This is a genomic window from Polymorphospora sp. A560, from assembly GCF_045781765.1.
GTDB classification, from domain to species: Bacteria; Actinomycetota; Actinomycetes; order Mycobacteriales; family Micromonosporaceae; genus Polymorphospora; species Polymorphospora lycopeni.
In genome coordinates, this window is the sequence record NZ_CP122282.1 from 6,049,259 (window position 1) to 6,072,619 (window position 23,361).

22 protein-coding genes and 2 tRNA genes are annotated in these 23,361 nt (G+C 72.8%); 16 read left to right on the forward strand and 8 right to left on the reverse strand.

What is annotated here, in order from left to right; all coding sequences use genetic code 11:
- Positions 1-43: 43 nt before the first annotated feature.
- Complete coding sequence (locus QCD66_RS27405) at positions 44-2,149, reverse strand: PQQ-dependent sugar dehydrogenase (RefSeq protein WP_375735363.1); 2,106 nt, start codon at positions 2,147-2,149, stop codon at positions 44-46.
- Positions 2,150-2,709: 560 nt separating this feature from the next.
- Here QCD66_RS27405 and QCD66_RS27410 point away from each other — a divergent pair.
- Positions 2,710-3,285: a hypothetical protein gene (locus QCD66_RS27410; RefSeq protein WP_375735362.1), complete on the forward strand. Its 576-nt coding sequence runs from the start codon at positions 2,710-2,712 to the stop codon at positions 3,283-3,285.
- Here QCD66_RS27410 and QCD66_RS27415 read toward each other — a convergent pair.
- Positions 3,282-3,614: a hypothetical protein gene (locus tag QCD66_RS27415; RefSeq protein WP_375735361.1), complete on the reverse strand. Its 333-nt coding sequence runs from the start codon at positions 3,612-3,614 to the stop codon at positions 3,282-3,284. The genes QCD66_RS27410 and QCD66_RS27415 overlap by 4 nt on opposite strands.
- A 92-nt stretch (positions 3,615-3,706) precedes the next feature.
- Between QCD66_RS27415 and QCD66_RS27420 the strand changes: the two genes are divergently transcribed.
- From QCD66_RS27420 to QCD66_RS27470, 11 genes are all read left to right on the forward strand, one after another.
- The gene (locus QCD66_RS27420; protein ID WP_375735360.1) at positions 3,707-5,263 is read left to right on the forward strand and encodes an MFS transporter; all 1,557 of its coding nucleotides are present in this window, start codon (positions 3,707-3,709) and stop codon (positions 5,261-5,263) included.
- Positions 5,253-5,327: transfer RNA gene (locus QCD66_RS27425), tRNA-Gly, on the forward strand. The genes QCD66_RS27420 and QCD66_RS27425 overlap by 11 nt, the downstream gene beginning before the upstream one ends.
- 34 nt (positions 5,328-5,361) lie before the next feature.
- Entirely contained in the window at positions 5,362-6,936 is a 1,575-nt protein-coding gene (locus QCD66_RS27430; protein ID WP_375735359.1) for an ankyrin repeat domain-containing protein, read from the forward strand.
- A gap of 42 nt (positions 6,937-6,978) precedes the next feature.
- Positions 6,979-7,051 (forward strand) — tRNA-Cys (locus QCD66_RS27435).
- A gap of 25 nt (positions 7,052-7,076) precedes the next feature.
- A complete protein-coding gene (locus QCD66_RS27440; protein WP_375735358.1) occupies positions 7,077-8,417 on the forward strand; it encodes an SDR family NAD(P)-dependent oxidoreductase in 1,341 nt (446 codons plus the stop codon).
- A complete protein-coding gene (locus QCD66_RS27445) occupies positions 8,414-9,550 on the forward strand; it encodes a gala protein (protein WP_375735357.1) in 1,137 nt (378 codons plus the stop codon). The genes QCD66_RS27440 and QCD66_RS27445 overlap by 4 nt, the downstream gene beginning before the upstream one ends.
- A complete protein-coding gene (locus QCD66_RS27450) occupies positions 9,547-11,202 on the forward strand; it encodes an ankyrin repeat domain-containing protein (RefSeq protein WP_375735356.1) in 1,656 nt (551 codons plus the stop codon). The genes QCD66_RS27445 and QCD66_RS27450 overlap by 4 nt, the downstream gene beginning before the upstream one ends.
- Positions 11,199-12,374, forward strand: a complete 1,176-nt coding sequence (locus QCD66_RS27455) for an AAA family ATPase (RefSeq protein ID WP_375735355.1) — start codon at positions 11,199-11,201, stop codon at positions 12,372-12,374. The genes QCD66_RS27450 and QCD66_RS27455 overlap by 4 nt, the downstream gene beginning before the upstream one ends.
- Positions 12,371-13,540, forward strand: coding sequence for a DUF2201 family putative metallopeptidase (locus QCD66_RS27460; RefSeq protein ID WP_375735354.1), 1,170 nt, complete (start codon positions 12,371-12,373; stop codon positions 13,538-13,540). The genes QCD66_RS27455 and QCD66_RS27460 overlap by 4 nt, the downstream gene beginning before the upstream one ends.
- Before the next feature lie 275 nt (positions 13,541-13,815).
- Positions 13,816-14,292: an SsrA-binding protein SmpB gene (gene smpB, locus QCD66_RS27465; RefSeq protein WP_364222910.1), complete on the forward strand. Its 477-nt coding sequence runs from the start codon at positions 13,816-13,818 to the stop codon at positions 14,290-14,292.
- A 90-nt stretch (positions 14,293-14,382) separates the two neighbouring features.
- Complete coding sequence (locus QCD66_RS27470; RefSeq protein WP_375735353.1) at positions 14,383-14,901, forward strand: hypothetical protein; 519 nt, start codon at positions 14,383-14,385, stop codon at positions 14,899-14,901.
- Here the strand turns inward: QCD66_RS27470 and QCD66_RS27475 are convergent.
- Positions 14,898-15,335: a PCC domain-containing protein gene (locus tag QCD66_RS27475; protein ID WP_357536354.1), complete on the reverse strand. Its 438-nt coding sequence runs from the start codon at positions 15,333-15,335 to the stop codon at positions 14,898-14,900. The genes QCD66_RS27470 and QCD66_RS27475 overlap by 4 nt on opposite strands.
- Positions 15,336-15,459: 124 nt before the next feature.
- Between QCD66_RS27475 and QCD66_RS27480 the strand changes: the two genes are divergently transcribed.
- Positions 15,460-16,620: a hypothetical protein gene (locus QCD66_RS27480; RefSeq protein ID WP_375735352.1), complete on the forward strand. Its 1,161-nt coding sequence runs from the start codon at positions 15,460-15,462 to the stop codon at positions 16,618-16,620.
- 2 nt (positions 16,621-16,622) lie between these two features.
- On the opposite strand, the gene QCD66_RS27485 is transcribed toward QCD66_RS27480, so the two are convergent.
- The gene (locus QCD66_RS27485; protein ID WP_364222921.1) at positions 16,623-17,402 is read right to left on the reverse strand and encodes an ABC transporter permease; all 780 of its coding nucleotides are present in this window, start codon (positions 17,400-17,402) and stop codon (positions 16,623-16,625) included.
- Positions 17,399-18,316, reverse strand: coding sequence for an ABC transporter ATP-binding protein (locus QCD66_RS27490; protein WP_375735351.1), 918 nt, complete (start codon positions 18,314-18,316; stop codon positions 17,399-17,401). Before QCD66_RS27490 ends, QCD66_RS27485 begins: the two co-directional genes overlap by 4 nt.
- A 138-nt stretch (positions 18,317-18,454) precedes the next feature.
- Between QCD66_RS27490 and QCD66_RS27495 the strand changes: the two genes are divergently transcribed.
- The 3 genes from QCD66_RS27495 to QCD66_RS27505 all read left to right on the forward strand — a co-directional run bounded on the left by QCD66_RS27495 (position 18,455) and on the right by QCD66_RS27505 (position 20,920).
- On the forward strand, positions 18,455-19,579 hold the full coding sequence (locus QCD66_RS27495) for a histidine kinase (protein ID WP_364222927.1): 1,125 nt from the start codon (positions 18,455-18,457) through the stop codon (positions 19,577-19,579).
- Positions 19,576-20,223: a response regulator transcription factor gene (locus QCD66_RS27500; RefSeq protein ID WP_364222930.1), complete on the forward strand. Its 648-nt coding sequence runs from the start codon at positions 19,576-19,578 to the stop codon at positions 20,221-20,223. The genes QCD66_RS27495 and QCD66_RS27500 overlap by 4 nt, the downstream gene beginning before the upstream one ends.
- A gap of 103 nt (positions 20,224-20,326) precedes the next feature.
- Positions 20,327-20,920, forward strand: coding sequence for an NUDIX domain-containing protein (locus QCD66_RS27505; RefSeq protein ID WP_364222933.1), 594 nt, complete (start codon positions 20,327-20,329; stop codon positions 20,918-20,920).
- A gap of 52 nt (positions 20,921-20,972) precedes the next feature.
- Here QCD66_RS27505 and QCD66_RS27510 read toward each other — a convergent pair whose 3' ends face one another.
- The 3 genes from QCD66_RS27510 to QCD66_RS27520 are packed head-to-tail and all read right to left on the reverse strand — an operon-like array spanning position 20,973 to position 23,356.
- Positions 20,973-21,599 carry a GntR family transcriptional regulator gene (locus QCD66_RS27510; RefSeq protein WP_364222936.1) on the reverse strand — a complete coding sequence of 209 codons (627 nt, stop codon included), beginning with the start codon at positions 21,597-21,599 and terminating at the stop codon, positions 20,973-20,975.
- 33 nt (positions 21,600-21,632) lie between these two features.
- Positions 21,633-22,415, reverse strand: coding sequence for an SDR family NAD(P)-dependent oxidoreductase (locus QCD66_RS27515; protein ID WP_375735350.1), 783 nt, complete (start codon positions 22,413-22,415; stop codon positions 21,633-21,635).
- A complete protein-coding gene (locus QCD66_RS27520; RefSeq protein ID WP_364222949.1) occupies positions 22,412-23,356 on the reverse strand; it encodes an acyl-CoA dehydrogenase family protein in 945 nt (314 codons plus the stop codon). The genes QCD66_RS27515 and QCD66_RS27520 overlap by 4 nt, the downstream gene beginning before the upstream one ends.
- Positions 23,357-23,361 lie beyond the last annotated feature (5 nt).

Consider the following 23,361-nt stretch of genomic DNA (forward strand, 5'->3'; position numbering starts at 1 on the left):
CGTTCCCCGCCCGCCCCGGTCAGGAGCCGGTGCCGCCGGACCGTCAGGAAGTCCTGGTGCCGACCACCTTCACGTCCTTGACCCGGCCGATGTTGTCGAACGAGCCGAAGCCGACCCGACCGGAGTCGAACGTCTTGTCGACCGCGGTCATCAGCGGGTCCTTGGCACCGTCGACGTAGACGGCGATCTCACCGGTCGCCGGCAGGTGCTTGACCCGGACCTGGTGCCACTCGGCGTCGATGATCGCCGGCGGCGCGCCGCGCCAGCCGTTCCACTGGTGGTCGATCCGCTCACGGTCGGCGTTGTTGACCTTGTAGATGCCGTTGTGCGGGTAGATCATGTTGTCGGTCGACAGGTGCGCGTAGTAGTACTCGGTGTCGGACTTCCAGCCAAAGACGATGATGACGTCGCGGTTGGTGACCTCGACCGGCGTGTCCAGGCGTACCTTGGCGTCGATCTGGACCGCGCCGAACGTCGGTCCGGCGGTCAGGACGGCGTACTCGAACGGGCGGCGCGGGCCGGGCCGCGACACGCCGGCCTCGGCCAGGATCACCTCGTTACGGGTGAACTGCCACTTCGACGGCGTGATCGGCGCCCAGTTCTGCGCCCCGGTGGTGTTGCCGACCCGGTTGGTGCCGGTCTTCTCACCGGCGAACTCCTTCGTACCGGTGACCTTCCAGATCTTGCCGTTCGCCTTCGAGAACAGGTACAGCTCACCCGAGGCGTCGGCGGCGAACCGCAGGTCGGCACGGTTCGGGTCCCCCTGCGAGCCGGGGCCGGACAGGTCCTGGATCCGTACCCAGTTGCCGGTGGCGCCGTCGACCAGCTTGAGCTGGTGCAGCGGGGCGAGGTCCTTGCCGCGCCGCATCTGGTTGACCTCGGTGTAGAAGACCCGACCGTCGACCAGGTCGCCGAAGACGTACTTGCCCTTCAGCGCCGGCACGTTTTTGCCCCGGTAGACGAACCCGCCGGCGACCGCGCGGCCGACGTCGGAGGTGCAGTTCCAGCCGGGCGGCGGGTCGTGGTCGTACGCTGCGACCGGGTACGTGTAGCCGTACTGCGCGTCGTCGGCGGGCAGTGGCAGGATCTTGTCGCACGGGTTGGTGGCCGTCTTGTCGAAGACGAAGGCGCCCTCGCGCTCGCTCCAGCCGTAGTTGTCGCCGGCACGTACCTCGTAGATCGCCTCGATGGCGTGCTCGCCGATGTGGCCGAGGAACATCCGGTTGTTGGCACCCGGGTCCCAGCTGAACCGGTGCGGGTCACGCATGCCGATCGCGTAGATCTCGCCGAGCGCGCCCTCGTCGCCGTGGAACGGGTTGCCGCGCGGCACACCGTACTTGCCGCTGGCCGAGTCGCGGCCGAGCGGGTCGATACGCAGGAACTTGCCGTGCGGCATCGTCATGTCCTGCGGGTCGTCGTTGCGGACCCCGATGCCGCCGTCCCCGACGGCGAGGTAGAGCAGGCCGTAGTCACGGTCGTTGCGCTTCGCGGTCGGGTTGAAGTCGATCTGCTGGATGCCGTGGGTCTGGCCGGCGAACCCGATCCGGATGACCTCGCGCCGCGCGCCCTCGAACGTGTCGGCGGCCGGGTTGGTGGCCCGCCACTCGGTGACGATGCCGTGGTACGTCGTACCGGGCTGGGCCACCAGGTCGGGCACCTTCGTGGTGGTCGACGCGAGTTCGGTGTGGACGGTGTAGAAGAGGCCGTTCTTCGCGAACTCGGGGTGGAAGGCGACGTATCCGAAGCCCTGGCCGAGGCCGCGGCCGGAGAAGAACTGCGGTGCGAACGTCGCGGCGACGTCGAGGTAGACGTGCTCCTCGCCGTCCTTGACCAGGTAGAGGTTGCCGTTGAGGTCGGGTACGGCCATCCGGCCGGTGCCATCGGGCAGCTCGATGAGCGCGTTGATCCGGGCGTGCCGCATGAGCCGGCCGTCGGTCGGCGCCGGCGTCGGGAACGAGCGGGGGAACGCCGCGAACTCCTCGAGTACCAGCCCGAGACGGGACTGGACGGGCTGCTCGGGGATCGGGTCGTAGATCGCCTCGGCGGCCTGCGCCGCGGCCGGGGCGACCAGGGTGGACAGGACGAGTGCGGCAGCGGTGAGTGTCGCTGTCGCCAGCGCCCTGCCGCTGCTACGAGCTGAAACGCGCACGCGTGTCACTCCAATCGGGGGACGGTTGGTGGGGTGTGTCAGCGCTGCTTGTCAGGTAGCGGTAGGGCCTCTCGGAATCGGGCCGTCGGGACGGTCGGCCGGCCGGAGAGGGTCGGTGGAAGTTGCAAAGGCGCCGACCGGGATGTGATCGGGTGGCACGATCCGTCCACGACCGGGCCGCTTTTCGGGGGTGCGGTCTTTTCGCAGGTCAGTACCGATTGCGCGAGCCGTTGCCGGCCCTCGGGCGGACACCTCGCGGGTACGGACGGATCCGGTCGTCATCCCTGGACGCTCCTTTGCACCGGGACGTAAGCGCTTTCGCAAGCGCTTACGCAGCCTAAGCCGTGATCCGTATCGACGGCAAGACCTACGTCACATTGACCAGCACCACCGGTTACGGCAGGCGCCCACGCATATCAGGGACTGTCGGCGGCAAATGGACGCATCCCGCCAGACGATGACGATCATCGAGGAACCGGCTCGACTCCCCGGGAACGCTCGGGTGCGGTGAAGCGTCGTAGGGTTGACCATTGCCGCTCGGAGCCTTGCGGAGGTGCCCGGTGCGAATGTTGCTGAGCCGGCTCGCCGGCGTACTCGTGCTGACGCTCGGCACCACCGCCTGCGTGGCGGAGAGTCAGGTGGACTATCCCTACTACGAGTCGCCGGCGGCACTGTTCGACCGGGCGGATCTCGTCGTGGAGGCCGACCTCTCCCCCGACTCCCGGGTCACCCTGTTGGAGCCCGACCCACCGACGGGGACCGATCCGGCGGCCAATCCCCAGGCCGGGGTGGAGCCGGATGCCGAGCCGGTGTCCGGCGCCATGGTGGTCACGGTCTACACCGCCCGGGTGGTCACCGTCTTCAAGGGCGAGGCGCGGGTCGGGCAGAGCATCGAGGTCAAGGAGATGGGCGGAACGCTGCGCGGCGTACGGCACGAGGTTGCGGGCGCGGTGCCGCTGAGCGGCGGCGAGCGGTACGTGCTGTTCCTGTCGACGTACCCGAACGCGCCGGCGTCACTACTCAACCCGCAGCAGGGGCAGTACCGGGTGGATGGCTCGGGCACGCTGTCCGTCGTACCGGGCAACGAACTGACGCTGACCCGCGCGGACCTCGAACGCCTGGCGGCGGCTAGCTAGCCCTCCCCGCGGCTGGCGATCTCCGCCGCCCGGTGTGCGATCGTCTCGCCGAAGACACCGCCGACGTAGCCGCAGCCCGGGCACTGGAGGTTGCGGTCGAGGTGGCCGCCGCAACCACTACAGCGGCCGTGGTCGTCCGGGTCGGTGTAGCGCGCGAGTGCCTCGCAGAGCGCCCGCGCCGACCGCTCCGTCAGCTCGAAGCCGCCCCGCACACCGCCGGCCCGCATCTCGACCGACACCACCTTGGCGCCGGGTCGCGGGTCGAACGGTGCGATCCGGGCGAGGAACCGTTCCATCGCCGCCATCACGTCGGCTGGTTGGGAGGTCACCCGGAGAACCCTACGAGGTGACCGGGATGCCGGATCAGCCGCAGGCTCGCTCCGTTGACTTCCACCAAGGTTGAGGTTTTAGCGTCGCCGTCATGCCCCAGAAGAACCCGGTCCACTCCGGCACCCGGCAGACTGGCGGGCGCCGGTGGCTCGGCCTCGGTGTGCTGACACTGCCCGCGCTGCTCGCCTCGCTCGAACTGACCGTGACCCACCTCGCGCTGCCGACGATCGGCGCGGATCTCGGCGCCAGCAGCAGCCAGCAGTTGTGGATCGTCGACATCTACGCGTTCACCCTCGCCGGAGCGATGTTGGCGATGGGCTCGCTCGGTGACCGGATCGGGCACCGCCGGCTGTTGATGCTCGGCGCGGCAGTGTTCGCGGTGGCCTCGACCCTGGCCGCGTACGCCCCGAACGCCGAAACACTGATCGCCGTACGCGCGCTCATGGGTATCGCCGGATCGACCCTGATGCCGTCGGTCCTGGCCCTGACCGCCACCCTCTTCACCACCGCGAGCCGGCGACGCGTGGCGATCGGCGCGGTCATCGCGAGCGTCTCCGCCGGCACCGCGATCGGGCCACTCGTCGGCGGCTGGCTGCTGGACCGGTTCTGGTGGGGCTCGGTCTTCCTCATCGGCATGCCGGTCATGGCACTCCTGCTGGTGCTCGGCCCATGGCTTCTCCCCGAGCGGCACGGAGACCAACGCGGCCGGATCGACGTACTCAGCGCTCTGCTCACGGTCGGCGCCGTACTGCCCGTCGTCTACGCGCTCAAGCAGATCGCGACAGGCAACGGCGAATGGACCTCCCCGCTCCTGCTCGCGCTCGGTCTGGCCCTCGGCACTGCCTTCGTACGCCGGCAGCGGCGGCTGCCCGACCCGATGGTCGACCTCACCCTCTTCCGTAACCCCGCCTTCGGCGCGGCGCTGGCGACCCTCGCCTTCGGCATCTTCGTGCTCTGGGGCGCGAACTACGCGATCGCCCAATACCTCCAACTCGTGCAGGGGCTGTCGCCTCTGCGGGCCGGCCTGTGGACCGCACCCTCGGCGCTCGGCGTCATAGCCGGATCGACGGCCGCACCGCAGTTGGTCAGGCTGGTCCGGCCGGCAACGGTCATCGCCGGCGGGCTTCTCGTCGCCACCGCGGGCTTCGTCGTCCTCACCCGGATCGGCTCCACCGGCGGGCTCGCCACACTGGTCACCGGCGCCGTCATCGTCTCGGCCGGACTCGGCCCGATGATGGCCCTCGCCACCGACCTGGTGATCGGCAGCGCGCCCCCGGAACGCGCCGGATCAGCCTCGGCGATGGCCTCGACATCACCCCAGCTCGGTGGTGCCCTCGGCATCGCCGTCCTCGGTAGCGTCATCGCGGCCCGCTACCGGGACCTGGTCGGCGACCGGATACCGACCGGTGTCCCCGCCGATGCCGCTGCCAGCGCCACCGACAGCCTCGCGGCCGCCGTCGACCTCGGCGCCCGTCTGTCCACACCGGCCGGACCGGCCCTCGCCGACGCCGCCCGGGCGGCATTCGTCGGCGGATTCCAGCTCACCGCGGCCGTCAGCGCCGCCGTCACGCTCGCCCTCGCCGTCGCGACGATCGCCGTGCTCCGAACGGCGCGAAGCCGGCCTACACTCGGCGGCGGCGGACCGTAGCGCAGAGGTCGTCGCGCCCGGTTGCCCACCGGGAGGACGCCGGTTCGATTCCGGCCGGCCCGCCACCCTGCGTTCCTGACGAGCGGATCGGGCAGCTCATGCTCCGTCGTAGCCACCGCGAGAAGCATGCGCGGAACCTCGGCTATCTGTCGCCGCCGGCGATGGTCGCCGCCGTCGCCGACCGGCGGCGGGCCGGTGACTGGCGGGGCGTCTGCGCGGCCGGTCTCGTCGACGTACACGTCGACCCGCGGGACGTGGCCGCCCGGTTCGGCGCCGAACAGGCGGCCCGCATCGAAGCCGACCTGCTCGGGTTCGCGCCCGATCTGCTGCGCCGGTTCGCGCCACGGACAGCGTCGCTGGAGCTGCGGCCCCGGGCCCGGATCGTGTTGTCCCGGCTGGCGGGTGCGATCGGTGACCGGGCGGTGCTGGTCGCCGACCTGCCGGCCGGCGAACGGTTCCGGCAGCGCATCGAACTGGGGGTCCTGTCCGCCGCGAAGCTCGACCGCCCCTGGTACAACCTGTACGACCTGCCCGACTGGTGCTGGCACGCCGACGCGGTCGCCGCCCGGCGTTGGGCGTACGGCGCGTCGGCGACCCGGCTGGCCTGGCACGACCCTGACGGCCGGCCGTACCCGCCGGGTGTCGCCGGCGCGCGGCGGCCGGCCGACCGGGCCGACGAGGTCGAGGTGCTGGCGGAGCTGCTGGAGACGGGCCAGGTGACGGCGGCTTACGAGGCGGCCGGCTGCACGGTCGACCCGAAGCCGCCGCCGCGGTGGTACGGCGACCGGACGCTGGAGCCGTGGCTCGCGCGGTTCGGGGCGTCGCTGCCGGTGCTGGCGGCCGAGTCCCGCCGCCTCGCCGGCCGGTACGCGCGACCGTCGCTGCGGGCACTGTCCCAGTCGATCGCGGTCGAGGTGGCGGACGACGGAGGTCTGACCGTACGGATGGCGGCGTGGGAACGGGACTTCGCCGGACCGATCGCCTTCGGGGTGGCGGCTCCGGTCGACGTGGCGCTGCTGCGCCGGGGTGCGCTGCGGGTTGACGACCTGCATCCGCTCGTGCACGAGGCGCTGTTTTCGGGGCGGACGCGGACGCCACCGGCTCCGGTACCGGTGGAACGGCCCGTGATCCGGATCAGGTGCGGGACGCGGTGGCATCCGGTGCAGGTGACCGGCGCCCGGATCACCACGCTGGAGCACTCCGAGCGGGAAATCGACCGGGAGTTCACGCTCGCCGTGCTCGGCGGTCCGATCGGCGGTTGCGCCGCGGCGGTCCGCGCGTTCCGTACCGGGGCGAAGCCGGTGCCGAAGGATCTCCGCCGGATCCGGCAGGACCTGTTCGCGCTCGCCTTCCACGGCGACACCGACGCGTTGCTCGCCATCGTCGCGACGGGCCTGGATCCCGGTCTGCGCGACAGCGACGGCGGCACGCTGATGCACTGGCTGCACCACCTCGACCACCGGCGGGCGCTGCCGGTCCTACTCGCCGCCGGACTGGCGGTCACCGACCACGACCGCAACGGTGACACACCGCTGCACCGGGCTGCCGCTTCCGGAGCCGCCGACGTCGTGGCGGCGCTGGTCGAGGCGGGCGCTGATCCGGATTCGGTCGACGGGCGGGGCCGGACCGTCGCGGAGGTCCTCGCGCAGGCCCGCCGCGAGCCGAAGCGGTAGCCGTCGGGACTGTCGGTGGCGTTGGGTATGCTGCCGCGCGGCGAGGCCGTAGCGCAGAGGTCGACGCGCCTTGACTGCAATCTGGAGGACGCCGGTTCGAATCCGGCCGGTCTCGCCCCATACCGCTCCGAGGAGGCACCGTGCCCGTCGACCGCGCCGAGTTGGCGGCCTGCCTGGCCGTGCTCGCGCGCCTCGACGGCGACGACCTCGACGACCCGACCCGCCAGCGGCTGGAGCGGGCGGTGGTCACCGCCGCCCGAGGGGTGAAGAAGCGGGCGAAGTCCCGCCGCGACGCGCGTACCCGCGAGGCGGACCGGGCGGTGCTGGCGAGCGCCACCCGGTTCCACACCGAGATCCCCGGCACCGGGCCGGCCGAAGGCCGGGCGGGGGCCGGCGGCGGCACGCTGGTCCGGGCCCGGCACTGCTACGTGTGCAAGGTGGCCTACCGGGAGGTGGACGTCGACTACCACCTGATGTGCCCGTCCTGTGCGGCGGAGAACAGGCTGCGCCGGCACGCCCGCTGCGACCTGACCGGCCGCACGGCGGTCGTCACCGGCGGCCGGGTGAAGATCGGCTTCCACACCGCGCTGAAGTTGCTGCGCGACGGTGCCGACGTCATCGTCACGACCCGGTTCCCGCGTGACGCGGCCCGCCGCTACGCGGCCGTCGCCGACTTCGACGACTGGGCGGACCGGCTCTACGTGCACGGCGTCGACCTGCTCGACCTGCCGGCGGTGCTCGATCTCGTCGCCCTGGCCGGCCGGCGGTTCAGCGGGCTGGACATCCTGGTCAACAACGCGGCGCAGACGCTGCACCGGCCGGTGGCCTACCACCGGGAGGTCCGCGAGGGCGAGTCGGCGGCGCTCGACGGGCCGGCGGCCCGGATCGCGGTCGGCGGGGCGTCGCCCGTCGCGACCGGGGCGGGGCTCCCGGCGGTGCTCGACACGTTCTTCCCGGCCGGCCGGGTCGACGAGACCGGTCAGCCCCTCGACCTGCGCGAGGTCAACTCGTGGGTGCTGCGCGACGCCGACGTGACCCCGCAGGAGTGGTTGCAGGTGCATGTGGTCAACGCGTTCGCGCCGTTCCTGCTCACCTCGCGGCTGCGGCCGCTGATGGCGGCGAGCGCCCACCCGCAGCGGCACGTGGTGCAGGTGTCCGCGATGGAGGGCAGCTACTCGCGGGCCGGCAAGACCGTCCGGCATCCGCACACCAACATGGCGAAGGCGTCGCTGAACATGCTGGTCCGCACCGTCGCCGCCGACTACGTCACCGACGGCATCCACATGAACAGTGTGGACACCGGCTGGGTCACCGACGAGCGCCCGCACCCGAGCAAGACCGCGCAGCGGGAGCAGGGTTTCCGACCGCCGCTGGACGTGGTCGACGGTGCCGCCCGGGTCTACGACCCGGTCGTGCGCGGCGTGTCCGGGGCGCCGGTGAGCGGCCTGTTCCTCAAGGACTACCGGAGTGTGCCCTGGTGACCGATCCGACCCCGGTACGCTGCCCGGCCATCACCCATCCGGAGGCCGGGCTCGCCGACGAGGGCGACTTCGACCCGCTGCTGGCCCGGCTCGCGGTGCCGGACGCGGTCCGCGACGCGGAGGTGTTCCCGCGCGGGACCATGCAGGTCGATGGCCGGCTCGACCTGTGCAAGCAGGGCATCGGGCCGGTCCGGACCGGCCGGATCGTCGCCGCCGCGGTCGACTCGCCGCTGGTCCGGCACCTGCTGCTGGGCACGAACGGGCTCGGCAGCGACGGCGCCCGGGCGGTCGCCGACGCGCTGCGGCCGGGGCACGGCCTGGAGACGGTCTACCTGGGCTGCAACCGGATCGATCCGGCCGGGGTCGACGCGCTCGCCGGCCGGATCGAGAGCGACGAGACGATGCGCGCGCTGTGGCTCAAGCGCAACCCGATCGGCGACGAGGGCGTGGCCCGGCTGGCCCGGGCACTCGCCGTCAACGCCACGATCCGGACCCTCGACCTGGTCAACGTCGGCATGAGCGGGCGCGGCCTGGCGACGCTGGTCGAGGCGCTCGCCGGCCGGCGGCAGAAGCTGCAACGGCTGTTTCTCGGCGGCAACGGCTTCGGCCCGGAGGTGGTGCCGGCGCTGCGTACGCTCGTCCACGACGCCGGCATCCGCGAGCTCTACCTGGCCGCCAACCACCTCGGCGACACCGGCGCCGCCGCGCTGGGCGCCGCCATCGACGGGGTGCCGATGACGCTGGGCCTCGGCGGCAACGGCCTGACCCCGGCCGGGGTGGCGGCACTGGCCCGGCACCTCGCGGCGTGGCAGGCGCTGGACCTCGCCCGGCCGCCGTCCGAGCGGGCCCTGGGCGCGCACGGCAACCGGGTCGGCGACGAGGGCGCGGCCATCCTCGCCGGGGCACTGCCGGCGGCCCGGCTGCGCCGGCTCGACGTCCGGCGCACCGAGATCGGCGGGCGGGGCGCCCGGCTGCTCGTGGCGGCCCTCGACGGGCACCCGACCCTGGAATACCTCGGCATCAACGGCGGCGTGCCACGCCGGATGCGCCGGCAGGCGGCCGCGTTGGTCGCCGACCGGCCGGCGACCCAACCGCACCCGGACATCCAGGCGATCGCGAGTGTCTACAGGTGACAGTGCTCGGCATCCCCCACCTCACCGTCTGGCGGCGCATCCGGCGGTACGCCGTACCGGCGGCGATGGTCGAGGCGTGCGCCGCCGCCCGGGAGGCCGGTGACTGGCGGGCCGCCTGCGCGGCGGGACGGATCGACGTCGCCTTCGACCTCGCCGACGTACGTCGTGAGCACGGCGACCGGCAGGCCGACCTGATCGAGGCCGACCTCGCCGTGTTCGCCCCTGACCTGCTGCGCTGGCACCTGCCCCGGGTGCTCGGCGGACGCACGAGCATCGCCACCCACGAGACCTATCTGCTGTCGGCGCGGGACGGCCGGGTCGGCGCCGACGACGTCGGCCTGGTGCTGACCACGCCGAAGACCGTCGACGGCTCCCAGCGGCTGCGGCTCACCGTCGGGAAGACCCGGATCGGCGGCGACCAGGGCCTGATCGACCTGTCGCCGGTCTTCTGGAGCGCGGCGCACGTCGGCGGGCTCGCCGCGGCCTACGGCGGGTCCCCCGACCGGCTGCCCGGCTTCGAGCCGGACGGCACGATACGCCCGTTCGAGGCGTACGCGACCGAGGTCGTGCCCGGCGACCCGGCGAGCCGGTGGGAGGTCTACGACCGGCGGCTGGTTGACGGCGACATCGTCGGTGCGTGGGCCGTCGGCGGCGCCGACCTCGACCCGACCGAGCCGGACCACCGTTCCGTGCGGCTCTCCTCGATGGGCAACTCGATCGTCGCGCTCGGCGTCGCCGCCGAGATGGCCCGGCTGCACGCGCGCCACGGCGTGGACGAGGCGAAGATCTCGGGCCACTGGGGGCCGATCGCCGTGGTGAGCCGCGATGCTCACGGCCGTCCCGGCGTACGGATGATCGGCTACGACCCGAAGACCTGGCGGCTGCCCCAGTTGGCGCCGCTGGTGCACACCCGGCCGGCCGACCTCGAACTGGTCCGCGCCGGTTGGATCGGGCGCGCCGACCTGCACCCCCTCGTACGGCAGGCGCTGTTCCCGGGCAGCCCCGCCCCGGACGCGCCCTCGGCGGGCACCGACCTGCGGGTGAGCGTGCCCGTACGGTGCCGGGGCGCGTGGCACACCGTCGTGCACGCCGACGGCCGGCTCACCCCGGTGTCGCATCCGCCGGAAGAGGTCAGCCGCGAACGGATGCTGCGTACGCTCGGCGGGCAGGTTTCCGGCTGCTTCGCCGCCGTGGAGGCGTGGCACGGCTCCGCCGACCGGCTCCCCCGCCCGCTGCGGGAACTGCGCCGACACGTGCTGCAACGCGTCCAGCACGGCGGCTCGGCGGCGCTGGCCGAAATGCTCGACGCCGGCCTCGACCCGCGGATGGTCGACGGTCGCGGCGGCACGCTGCTGCACCACACCCGGGCGATGGACGATCCCGCCCTGGTCCGGCGCCTCATCGACGTCGGGGTGCCGGTCGACGCCGCCGACCGCCGGGGCCGCACCGCCCTGCACGTCACCGTCAGCGACGGCGGCACGGTCGAGCAGGTGCGCGCGCTACTCGAAGCCGGTGCCGACCCGCACCTGGGCGGCGGGGACACGACCGCCGCCGAGATCGCCGAATACAAGTCCGAACTGCACGTGGACGACGACGAACCCCATCCGATGACCGCCATCCGCAAGCTGATCGACGAGTGGGAAACGCGGTGACCGACCAGGCTCTCGCCGCCGCCGACGCCCTGATCGCCGCCACCCGGAGCTGGCGCACCGAGCCGGCCCAGGACCCCAAGGTGGCGGCACTCGCGCTCGCCGTGTCGGCCAACCTGCCGGTGCTGCTGTGGGGTGAGCCCGGCATCGGCAAGTCCGCGACGTTGCAGCAGCTCGCCGACGGCCTCGGCACGCCGATGGAGACGGTCATCGCGAGCGTCCACGAGCCGTCCGACTTCGCCGGGCTGCCGATCGTCGGCGACTCGCCGGCCACCGACGGCGTGCCGATGGCCCCACCGGACTGGGCGGTACGGCTGGCCCGTACCGGGTCCGGGCTGGTCTTCTTCGACGAGCTGTCGTCGGCGCCGCCGGCCGTGCAGGCAGCACTCCTGCGGGTGGTGCTCGAACGCCGGGTCGGTAGCCTGCAACTGCCGCCCGCCGTACGGATCGTCGCCGCCGCGAACCCGCCGACCAGTGCCGCCGACGGCTGGCACCTCAGCCCGCCGCTGGCGAACCGGTTCGTCCACCTGCACTGGACGCACGACGCCCGTACGGTGGCCCGTGGACTCGCCGGCACCTGGCCGGCGGTGACCGTGCCGGCCGTCGACCCGCGACGTGCCGCGACCGCGCTGGCGAAGGCGCGCGGCGCGATCGCCGGTTTCCTCACCGCCCGCCCCGGCCTCACCCACCACCTGCCGGCCGACACCGAGGCCCGCGGCGGCGCGTGGCCGTCGCCGCGCACCTGGGAGATGGTGCTGCGGCTGCTCACGTTCCACCACAGCGCCGGCACCGGCCCGGACGTGCTGGCGCTCGCCGTCGTCGGCGCGATCGGTGACGGTGCCGGCCTGGAGTTCGTCAACTACCTCGACAACCTCGACCTGCCCGACCCGGAACGGGTGCTCGCCAACCCGGAGGCGTTCCAGCTCCCCGAGCGCGGCGACCGGCAGCTCGCGTTCCTCACCGCCGTCATCTCCGCCGTCCAGTCCAAGGTGGACCGGCAGCGCTGGGAGGCCGGCTGGGTCGTACTGGAGAAGGCGGTGCAGGCCGGCGTACCCGACGTCGCCGCCCGGGCCGCGATGGACCTCGCCGCGCTGCGCGACAGGTCGTGGCCGGTGCCGCCGGCCATCGACGCGTTCGCCGAGGTGCTGATCCTCTCCGGACGCCTGACCGGATGACCGGTGCCCTCGACCGGACGAAGCTGCTCGCCGCCCGGTTCCGGGCCGCCCAGGACCGCCCCTACCTGGCGACGGCGCTGTTCAGCATCACCGTCGTCGCCTCCGACCAGGTGCCGACGATGGGCGTCGACCGCCGCTGGCGCTGCTACGTGTCACCGGACTTCGTCGACCGGCAGCCGGTCCCCCAGCTCGCCGCCGTGTGGATCCACGAGGTCGCCCACCTGCTGCGCGACCACCACGGGCGGGCCGACCGGCTGCCGGCCGGCGACCGGCACGACCACTACCGGGTCAACGTCGCCCAGGACTGCGAGATCAACGACGATCTGGTCGCCGACCGGCTGCCGCTGCCGGCCGACCGGATCGAACCGAAGACGTACGGGCTGCCGAACGGCCAACTGTTCGAGCAGTACCTGAAGACACTCCCGCCCGGCGTCAAAGGCCACGACTGCGGATCCGGCGCGCACGGCGTCGACCGGCCGTGGGAAAGCGGAACCGGCGGCGGGCGCGGGGTCAGCGACGTCGAGGCCGGCGCCATCCGCCGGGACACCGCCCACGCGATCCGCGCCCACACCCGCGGCCGGGGAACCGTACCCGACGGCTGGGGCCGGTGGGCGGCCGAAATCCTCGAACCACGGGTCGACTGGCGGCGGGCGCTGACCGGCGCCGTACGCGAAGCCTCCGCCTGGGCCAGCGGCGCGGTCGACTACACCTACCACCGGCCGTCCCGCCGGTCGGCGGCGCTACGCGGCGTGGTGCTGCCGAGTCTGCGCCAGCCCGTCCCCCGCGTCGCGATCGTCGTCGACACCTCCGGGTCGATGGGCGACCCGCAGCTCGCGGCGGCACTCACCGAGGTGTCCGGGGTGCTGCGGGCGGTCGGCATCGGCGGCAACCGGGTCACGGTCCTGTCCTGCGACGCGGCGGTACACGTGGTGCAGCAGGTGCACACCGCCGGGGAGGTGCGGCTCGCGGGTGGTGGCGGCACCGACATGCGGATCGGGGTCGAGGCCGCGCTCAAGGTACGCCCGCACTTCGTCATCGTGCTGACCGACGGCCACACGCCGTGGCCCGGCGAGCCGCTGGAGTCGACCCGGATCATCGCCGGCCTGATCGGCGCCGACGCACCCGCACCCCCGTCGTGGATAACAAGCATCCACATCGACGACTGACTGCCCGGGCACGGTCAGCGCGACCGTGCCAGATCCGGGCGGACGTTGTCGATCTGGGCGGGAGGGACGTTATCCGGGCCGGATAAGGTCCCTCCCGCCCAGATCAACTTCAGTACCCCCCCTGGCGCCGGTCGCTCAGCGAGTACTTCCCCGACGAACTGAGCGTGGGTGGGGTTATGGCGCCCGCGTAACCCCGCTGGCGCTCAGGTCGTCACCACACGCCGCACAGGCGGCGCGGTATCTTCGCTACCGGTGGCGGACGAGGGGAGGTAGTCGTGGCCAGGGAGACCGGGCGGAAGGTCATCGCCTCGAACAAGAAGGCGCGGCACGACTACACGATCCTGAAGACGTACGAGGCCGGGATCGTGCTCGCCGGCACCGAGGTCAAGTCGCTGCGGGCCGGCCGGGTGTCGCTGGTCGACGCGTTCGCGCAGGAACGCGACCGCGAGATCCTGCTGTACGGGCTGCACATCGCCGAGTACGGCTTCGGCTCGTGGACCAACCACGCCCCCCGCCGTACCCGGAAGCTGCTCCTGAACCGGGTGGAGATCGACCGGATCCTGGAGAAGCTGCGCGACGGCGGGACCACGCTGGTGCCGCTGTCGATGTACTTCGACAACGGCTGGGCGAAGGTCGAGTTGGGCCTCGCGCGCGGCAAGAAGGAGTACGACAAGCGTCAGGCCCTGGCCGAACGCGACGCCAACCGGGAGATCGCCCGCCACCTGGGCCGCCACCTCAAGGGCATCCGTTGAACACACCGCTCGGCGGGCGTCGAACTGTCAGAGGTGGCTGCTCTAATCGCGGTGCCCGATTGGCGGGCGCTGGACGAATTGGAGCCTGCCATGGGTGTTCTGCACGACTACTTCCGCGCGCCGGACGCGGCCACCGCGATCCGGGCGATGGACGCGCTGGGCGGGCCACTGACACCGGATGGCGACGGGCGGCCGGCATTCGACGGCGTGGCCACCAAGGGGATCGATCCCGACGTCGTCCTCGGCAAGTTGGTCGCGCTGATGCGGGAGGTTCCGTGGACGACCGACGTGGTCGGGGACGAACTGGTGTGGCCGGCACCGGACGCGGCGCCGCGGAACGCCGAGGAGGCGAGGGCGATGCCGCCGGACGCGCCGTGGGTGACCGGTCCGTGGCTCTTCGAACTCGACGAGCCGGCGCGTGACACCCTCGCCGAACTCGACGACGACCGGCATTCCGAGATCGCCGTCGCGTGGGGGCGGACCGAGGAACTCGCCGACTTCGGTCCCGTCGACCCCGAATACCTGGTCGAGCTCGTCACCGAGCTGACCGGGCTGGCGCGCCGGGCCCGCGAGAACGGCGAGCGGCTCTACTGCTGGACCTGCCTCTAGCCGGCGGAGATCAGGGCCATGCCGGTCGCCGGGTCGTACCGTTTGGCGAGTTCCGGCGCGACCTCGGTGACGATCACCTCGAGGGTGGGCCAGACCTCGGCCTTGAGCAGGTGGCCGCCGACCGTGCTGCCGTCGCGGCGGCCGAGCACGGTGTGCACGTGCAGGGCCGGCTCGCCGTCCTGCTCGGCGACGTCGCCGAGCAGCGACAGCACCTCGACCTGTTCCCGCACCGGGATGCGCAGGTATTCGCCCCGGCCGTCGTGTTCGAGATAGCCGACCTCGGCGCTGGCGAACCCGCCGACCCCGGTCACCTGGGCGGCCCGGATGCCCTGGTCGGCCAGGGCGCGACCGATCGCACCGACCGGCTCCTCCCCCTTGTCGCAGACGACGACCAGGACGCGGCTGGTCTGGTGGCGCATCTCACGCAGTCTCATCGACGCCCTCCGGTCGGTGCGGCTGGTCCCCTGATCCGCCGGCTACCCGGGCGGGCGACCGGCAAACCGGATGCCGCCGGGAAAGATCTTGTCCGGCCGCTCGGGGGCCGGACAGAATGCTCGGATGGGCTCAGGGGTTGCGGTCACGGAGGCGTCCCAGCCGGCGCTGCACCACCTCGTCACCGACGTCGCCCGGTGGCTCGACCTGCCGGTCACCCCGGTCCGGCTGACCCTGGAACCGGAGATCGCCGCCGGGTTCGACGCGCGGCGCAACCGCCAGCTCAGCATCGGGCTGCCGCTGCTCGCCTGCCTGAACGTGGCCGAGGTGCGGGCCCTGGTCGGCCACGAACTCACGCTGCTGCACCGGCCCGACGCCCGGCAGGTCATCAAGACGCTCGGCCGCCGCCAGCAGGCGATCCTCGACGAGGAGTACGAGGACGGCCGGGCCCGCCGCCGGGCCGGCACGGTCCGCCGCAAGCTCGATCCGCTCGCCGCCGAGGTCCAGCATGGCGCCGACGGGGCGGCGATCACCGCCGCCGGTGGCCGCGAGCCGGCGGCGCGGGCGTTCGCGCTGGCCAGCCTGGTCCAGGACGAATACGTCGACTTCCTGGTCGAATCCGGAATCCCGCCGTACGCGTTGCGGCTCTTCGAGGCCGGGATCAGCGACCTGGACGACGGCTGGCGACGGGTGGTGCGGCGCGGGACGGCCGAGTCGCTCTGGGACGAGGACGCGGCGGCGGTGCTGGCGACCGTCCACCCCCGGCTGGCCGAGGCGATGACGGCACTCGGCGCCGGGCCGCTGCCGGTGGCCGAGGCGGCCCGGCCGGTGCCGGTGACGCCGCTGACCGTACGTGAACAGCGCCGGCTGGTCCGCGAACTGCGGGCGATCGACGCGCTGAAGATCGTGCGGTGGACGACCTTCCGGGAGGCACCGGCCGGCTGGTGGCGGCGACGGGCGGCGAAGTACGCCAAGGGGGTACGGGCCGACGTGGCCGCCGTGCTCGGCCGGGAGCCGGTCGACGACGTGGAGGCGATCCAGGTGATCCACGACCGGGCGCCGGAACTGACCGCGCTGGTGTTCGACGTACCGGTGGAAGAAATGACCGGGGACGACGGGCCGCACCCGTCGCAGCTGTGGCTGCTGGAAAACCATCTGCTGCGCCGGGGGTGGCGGCTGGAGCACCCGGCGGTACGGGGTGTGCTGGTCGCCCCGGACGGGCGGCGGCTCGACGGGTACGAGGTGCTGCGGGCCGACCCGACCGCCGTCCGGGACCTGCTGGGTTAGTCCTACTCCCAGCGGAAGAAGCGGGCGGCGCCCAGGCTGCTGAGCACGATGGCGGCGACGAGGCTGATCAGGTGCAGCGACTCCGGGGTCTGGCCGGCCCAGGCGTCGCCGACCGCCGCGGTGACGGCGCCGAACGGCAGCACCTCGCCGACGCGGGCGACGGCGTCGGGCAGGTTGACGACCGGCCCGAACATGCCGCCGGTGGCGCCCATGCCGAAGAAGAGCACCAGGCCGATCGCGACGGCGGCGTTGCCGGTCGGGGCGACGGCGGCGATGAGGATGCCGACGGCGTACATGGCCAGCGCGGCGAGCACGACCACCGCGAGTGCCATCCCGGGGTTGCGTGGCGGGTTGGCGTCGAAGGCCAGCATGGCGACGGTCAGGGCGATGACGATGCCGACGGTGGTCTGGACGATGCTCGTCACGACCTGGGCGGCGAGCACCATCGCCGGGTGGGCGGGGGTGACGGCGAGGCGGCGCAGCACCCCGGTACGCCGGTAGTAGGCGAGGAAGCTCGGCATGTTCACCACCCCGATGGTCGCCACGACGATGGCGATGACGATCGGGATGACGTACACGTCGAAGGCGGTGAGGCCGTCGAGGCCGGGCAGTTCCTGGGTGCTGGCGCCGAGGCCGTTCATGACCAGGATCAGCAGCGGCAGGCCGATCGGGATGAGCAGGCCGGCGGTGTCGCGTACGACCATCTTGGTCTCGGCGCGGATCAGGTTCAGCCAGGCCCGGGGACCGGGCCGGTGCACGGCGATGTCGGTCTGCGAGGTCATGACTTCTCCTGGGCGAACGGGCGGCCGGTGAGGGCCAGGAAGGCGTCGTCGAGGGTGGCGCGTTCGAGGCGGGTCTCGGTGGCGACGACGCCGGCGTGGACAAGGGCGGTGCTGACGTTGTGCAGCAGCTCGCCGTCGCCGGTGACGGTCACCTGTTCCCCGGCGACCTCGACCCCGGTGACGTCCGGCAGCCGGTCGAGGACGGTGGGGTCGAATCCCCGGGCGGCCCGGAACCGTACCCGCTGGGCCAGGCCGGCAGCGGCGATCAGCCCGACCGGGGTGTCGACCGCGACTACCCGGCCTTGGTCGATGAGCGCGACCCGGTCGCAGAGCCGTTCGACCTCCTCCATGAGGTGGCTGACGAGCAGGACGGTGACACCGCCGGCGCGCAGGTCCTCGACCATGGACCAGATGTGCCGGCGGGCTTCGGGGTCCAGGCCGGTGGTGAGTTCGTCGAGCAGCGCCACCCGGGGGTTGCCGACCAGCGCGAGCGCGATCGACAGCCGCTGCTGCTGGCCTCCGGAGAGTTTCTCGAACCGGGTCCCGCGGCTGCCGGTGAGCCCGACGGCCTCGATCAGCTTGTCGGGGTCGGCGCCGGTGGCGTAGAAGCTGCGGTAGAGGCCGACGAGTTCGCGTACGGTCAGGGCGCTGTGCAGGGCGCTGGACTGGAGCTGTACGCCGAGCACCTGGCGGACCCGGGCCCGGTCGCGGTGCGGGTCGAGCCCGAGGACCCGTACGGTGCCCCGGTCGGGTCGGCGCAGGCCGGCGATCGCTTCGACGGTCGTCGTCTTGCCGGCGCCGTTGCGGCCGAGTACGCCGACGATCTCGCCCTCGTCGACGGAGAGGCTGACGTCGTCGACGGCGACGACCTGCCCGTACCTTTTGTGCAGATTACGAACCTCGATGGCTAGCACGCTGGCCCTCTCCGGTTGGTGGCGGTACATCGACGCTAGGTGTCGGGGCGGGCCGGCCGCGCGTGCCGGAGGTCATGACCGACACCCATGACCTTTGGCAGGGTCTGTGCCGTTCACCAGCGCATACGCTGGACGATGATGAAACGGTTCGAGCCAGATCTGTGGGCGGGGATCCTCGGCACCCTGCTGTGCGCCGCCGTCAGCCTGTCGGTGCTGGTCGCCCAACTGCAGGGCGGAGACGTCACGCTCGGGCCGGGCTGGGTGTGGTGGCTGTGCTTCGGCGCGTACGTCGTCGCGTGGACGACCTGCGCCTGGCTGGTCGACCTTTTGCCGCGGCGGATCCTCCACGCGGTCTTCGCGGCACAGGTCGTGCTCGGCGCGACCGTGGTCCTGCTGGCGCCCCGGGCCGGGTTCATCCCGATCGTGCTGGTGTTCACCGCGGCCCTCAGCGTCTACCTGGTCCCGTGGCCGGTCACGGCCGGCGTCATCGTGGTCAACGCGGCCGTCGTGACGGCGGCGGCGGTGTTGGCCGCCGCGCACCTCGCGGCGGTCCTGGGGACGGCGCTGATCTACCTGCTGCTCCAGCTCGGCACCACGCTCGGCACCAAGGCCCACCTGCGGGAGATCCAGACCCGCCGCAGGCTGGCGGCGGCCCACACCGAACTGCGGGCGGCCGGCGCGTTGCTGGCCGAGTCCAGCCGGGCCGACGAGCGGCTGCGGATCGCCCGCGAACTGCACGACCTGATCGGCCACCAGCTGACCGTGCTGACCCTCGAACTGGAGATCGCCTCCCACCAGAGCACCCCGCCGGCCAGCGAGCACGTCACCCGCGCCGCCCGGGTCGCCCGCGAACTGCTCGCCGACGTACGGACCACGGTCGGCGAGCTGCGGCACCGGGCACCCGACCTGCGGCACACGCTCGAACACATCGTCGCGGAACTGCCCGAACCGGCCGTGCACCTGCGCATCGACGACGCCGTACAGGTCGACGAGGGGCGCACGACGGCGCTGATCCGGTGCGTGCAGGAGGTGGTCACGAACACGATCCGGCACTCCGAGGCCAGCCAGATGTGGATCGAGATCACCGCCGGACACGACGGCGGGATCACCTTCACCGCCTGGGACGACGGTCGCGGCGCCGAGCGGATCGTGGTCGGCAACGGCCTGCGCGGCATCGTCGAACGGGTCACCGAACTCGGCGGCCGGGCCCGGTTCTCGGCCGACCGTGGCTTCAAGGTCGTCGCGGAGGTGCCGGCGCCATGATCCGGGTGTGTCTCGTCGACGATCAGAACCTGGTCCGGCAGGGCATCCGTACCCTGCTCGGCCTCGCCGACGGCATCGAGGTCGTCGCCGAGGCCGACGACGGCAGCACCGCGCTGGCCGCGATCGAGCGGGACCCGCCGGACGTCGTCCTGCTCGACCTGCGGATGCCCGGGTACGACGGGATCTGGACCCTGCGGGCGCTGCGCGACCGGGGAATCGAGGTGCCCGTCCTGGTGCTGACCACCTTCGACGACGACGAACTGGTGCTCCAGGCGCTCCGGGCCGGCGCCAAGGGCTACCTGCTCAAGGACGTCACCCTCGAACAGCTCGTCGGCGCGGTCCGTACCCTGGCCGGCGGCGGCACGCTGGTGCAGCCGGCGATCACCGATCGGCTGCTGCGTGCGATCCAGGGCAACGCGGTCGTCGCCCGCGACGATCCGGCGCCGGTACGCGAGCTGACCGACCGCGAACTCGACGTGCTGCGGCTGCTCGCCAGCGGCTACGCCAACAAGGAGATCGCCGAGGCGCTGTTCCTGGCCGAGGGCACGGTGAAGAACCACGTCTCCAGCCTGCTGCTCAAGCTCGGCGCCCGGGACCGGACCAACGCCGTACTGCTCGCCCTCCAGCACGGGCTGCTGAAGTAGGGGCGGCCCGGCACTGTCGGCGAGCCGACCCACCGGGCCGGTATCAGCGACCCGTTCCCGGCCGTCAGCTCTGCAGACGATCCCACGGGAAGGGGAGACGAAAATGCAGAGCTACGCGGTTCTCTACGAGCCTTCGGGGCGGTTCCTGATCGCAACGAAGTTCGACCTGGGCTACTTCTTCTTCGAGCACGGCGTCGGGCAGATCAAGACGGCCGGGCAGGTGCTGAACGGGGCGGGCAAGGCGGCCCTCCCCGGCGGCAGGATCGACGGAAACGAGTCCATCGCCGCCGCGGCGCGCCGCGAGTTCCGGGAGGAGACCGGGGTCGACATCGCCACCGCCGCCCCCACCGTCCAGGTCGCCCAGCACTCGTTCGGCGCGTACGGGGCGGGCTACTTCCGGGTCAGCGCCGCCGAATTCAACACCCTGGCGATGCGGATCGCCACGGTGACCCTGCCGGCCGGCGAACAGGCCGCCGCCGCCATCCGGAACGGCACGATCAACAACTACGCCGGCGTGCACGCCCGGTTCCCGGCCGCGCCGCCGTCGAACGAGCTGCGGTACTCGTACACCTGGAACGTGACCGATCCGATGGACTGGCAGCAGATCCAGCAGTTGCAGCACGACCGGGACACGAACTGGTACTACACGGTCCTGCTGCACCTGCGGGTCAACCTGATCGGCGTCGCGGTCTCCTGACCGGCGCCGGCCCGGGGGCGGGCGGTGCCGCCCCCGGGTCCGCGGGGACGGGTCAGGTGATCCCGAGGGTGGCCCGGGCGGCGAGGATGTGGGCGCGCATCACCGAGCCGGCCCAGGCCCGGTCACCGGCCTCGAACGCGTCGATCAGCTCCCGGTGATGGGCCATGCTGCGCGCCATCGCGGCCTCGTCGTAGCGCCGAAACGTCCGGTTGACCAGCGGAGTCTGCACCACCGCGCCGAGCAGGGCGCTGAGCCGCCGGTTGCGGCCGGCCCGCAGGATGATCGCGTGGAACTCCGCGTTGCACACCGCGATCCGGTCGGCGTCGCGGTTCGCGGCATGGCGCTCCATCTGTGCGCTCAACTCCCGCAACTGGGCGGTCTCCTCCGGGGTGATCCGGGTGGCGGCCAGTTCGGCGCCGTAGCCCTCCAGCAGGGCCCGCAACTCGAAGATCTCCTCGAGATCCTGGTCGCTCCACGCGGCGACGGTCGCGCCACGGTTGGCCTCCCAGTCGATGAGCCCCTCGGCGTGCAGCCGGCGCAGCGCCTCACGGACCGGGGTGCGGCTCACCCCGACGGCCGTCGCAAGATCCTCCTCGGAGAGCTTCGCGCCGGGGCCGTACGTGTTGTCGAGGATCAGATTCTTGATCGACTCGTATGTCTTCTGCGAGGCGCGCGCCATGTTCCACCTTCCGTCGCCGTCGAAGAGTAGCGCCTAGACCGACGCCGTTCCGCCCGCGTTCACGGCGTATTCCGAACCGGTCACCTGGCGGGACCGGTCGCCGGCCAGGAAGAGCACCACCTCGGCCACGTCCTCGGGCTCGTTCATCCGGCCCAGCGGGAGCCCCCGCACCTGGTTGACGAAGCGGTCGGCGGCCGCCTCGACGTCGATCTCCAGCTTGCCGGCCAGCGCCGTCAGGAACGAGTCCATCGTGGACGTACGGGTCGGACCGGGCGCCACCGTGTTGACCCGTACGCCCCGCGCGCCGTACTCGATCGACAGGGCCTTGGCCAGACCGAGCAGCGCGGCCTTGGTGACGGCATAGTCGACCAGGTAGGGCTTGGGATGGCGGGCCGCCTCGGACCCGATGTTGACGACGCTGCCGCCGCCCCGGGCCGCCATCAGCGGGATGACCGCCCGGCACAGCCGTACGCAGGACATGACGTTGACGTCCCAGCTCCGCTGCCAGGCCGCGTCGTCGACGGCGGTGAACGTGTCGCGGTACGGGGCGAGGGCCACGTTGTTGACCAGTACGTCGACACCGCCGAACCGGGTCGTCGCCGCCTCGACCACGGTCGCCACCCCGTCGGGTGTGCCGAGGTCGACCGCGACCGGGACACCCGAGCCGGCCGGCCCGACGTCGACGCAGGCCGACGGGTCGAGGTCGGCCATCACCACCCGGCAACCGGCACCCGCCAGCGATCGGGCCACCGCCAGCCCGATCCCGGAGCCGGCCCCCGTGACCACCGCGACCTTTCCGGCCAGTCCGTCGCTCATCCACCGCTCCTCACGTCGATCTCCGGACCGGCCGACCAGGCCAGCGCTTCGCCGCCGGCCCGCACCACCCGCCCGATCCCGTCCTCCAACTCGTGCTCGGTCGGCAGGTCCCGCCAGGCCCACAGCCGGCGGGTGAGCCGTTCCAGCCCCAGCTCCCGGGTGACGCCGATCGCGCCGTGCACCTGGTGGGCGCAGCGGGCCACCACCCCGGCGGCGCGGGCCGCGGTGGCGAGCGCCGCCGGCACCGTCACCGCGCCGTCGTCGGCCGCCGCCAGCGCGGCGTCCAGGGCCGCCGCAGCCAGCACCGTCTGCGCATGGGCCTCCGCGACCAGGGCGGCGACCGCCTGGAACCGGGCGATCGGGCGGCCGAACTGTTCCCGGGTCGCGGCATAGGCCGCCGTCCGCCGGGCGGCACCCTCGGCGGCGCCGACAAGGCGGGCCGCGTGCAGCAGCCGCCACCGGGTCCCGGTGGGATCCGGGCCGCCGTCGGGTGCCGGCCGAGCCAGGGTGTCCACCGGCTCGTGCGCCAGGTTGACCGCCGGCCGCAGGTCGGCGCACGCAACGGTCGTGCCCGCCACGACCGCCGCGTCGAGGTGCCGTCCCCAGGGCACCGCGACCTCGGCGCCCCGGGGCAGGGCGACGCCGATCCGGCCGGCGAGCGCCGCGGCGGGGTCACGCCCGGCGGCCAGCGTCCCGAAGACGCCGGTGTGCAGTTCCGGCAGCGGTGCCGAGAGCCCGGCGGCGGAGATCGCCCGGACGACGTCCGCGAGGTCGGCGAGGTCGCCGCCCATGCCGCCGTCGCCTTCCGGTACGGCGAGCAGGTGCCAGCCCTGCTCGCCGGTGGTCCGCCACATGGCGGCCATCTCGGCGGCCGGTTCGTCGCGGTGCGGGGCGGCCCGCGCCGCCAGCACCTGTACGGCCGCCTCCGCGACCGCCCGCATCCCGG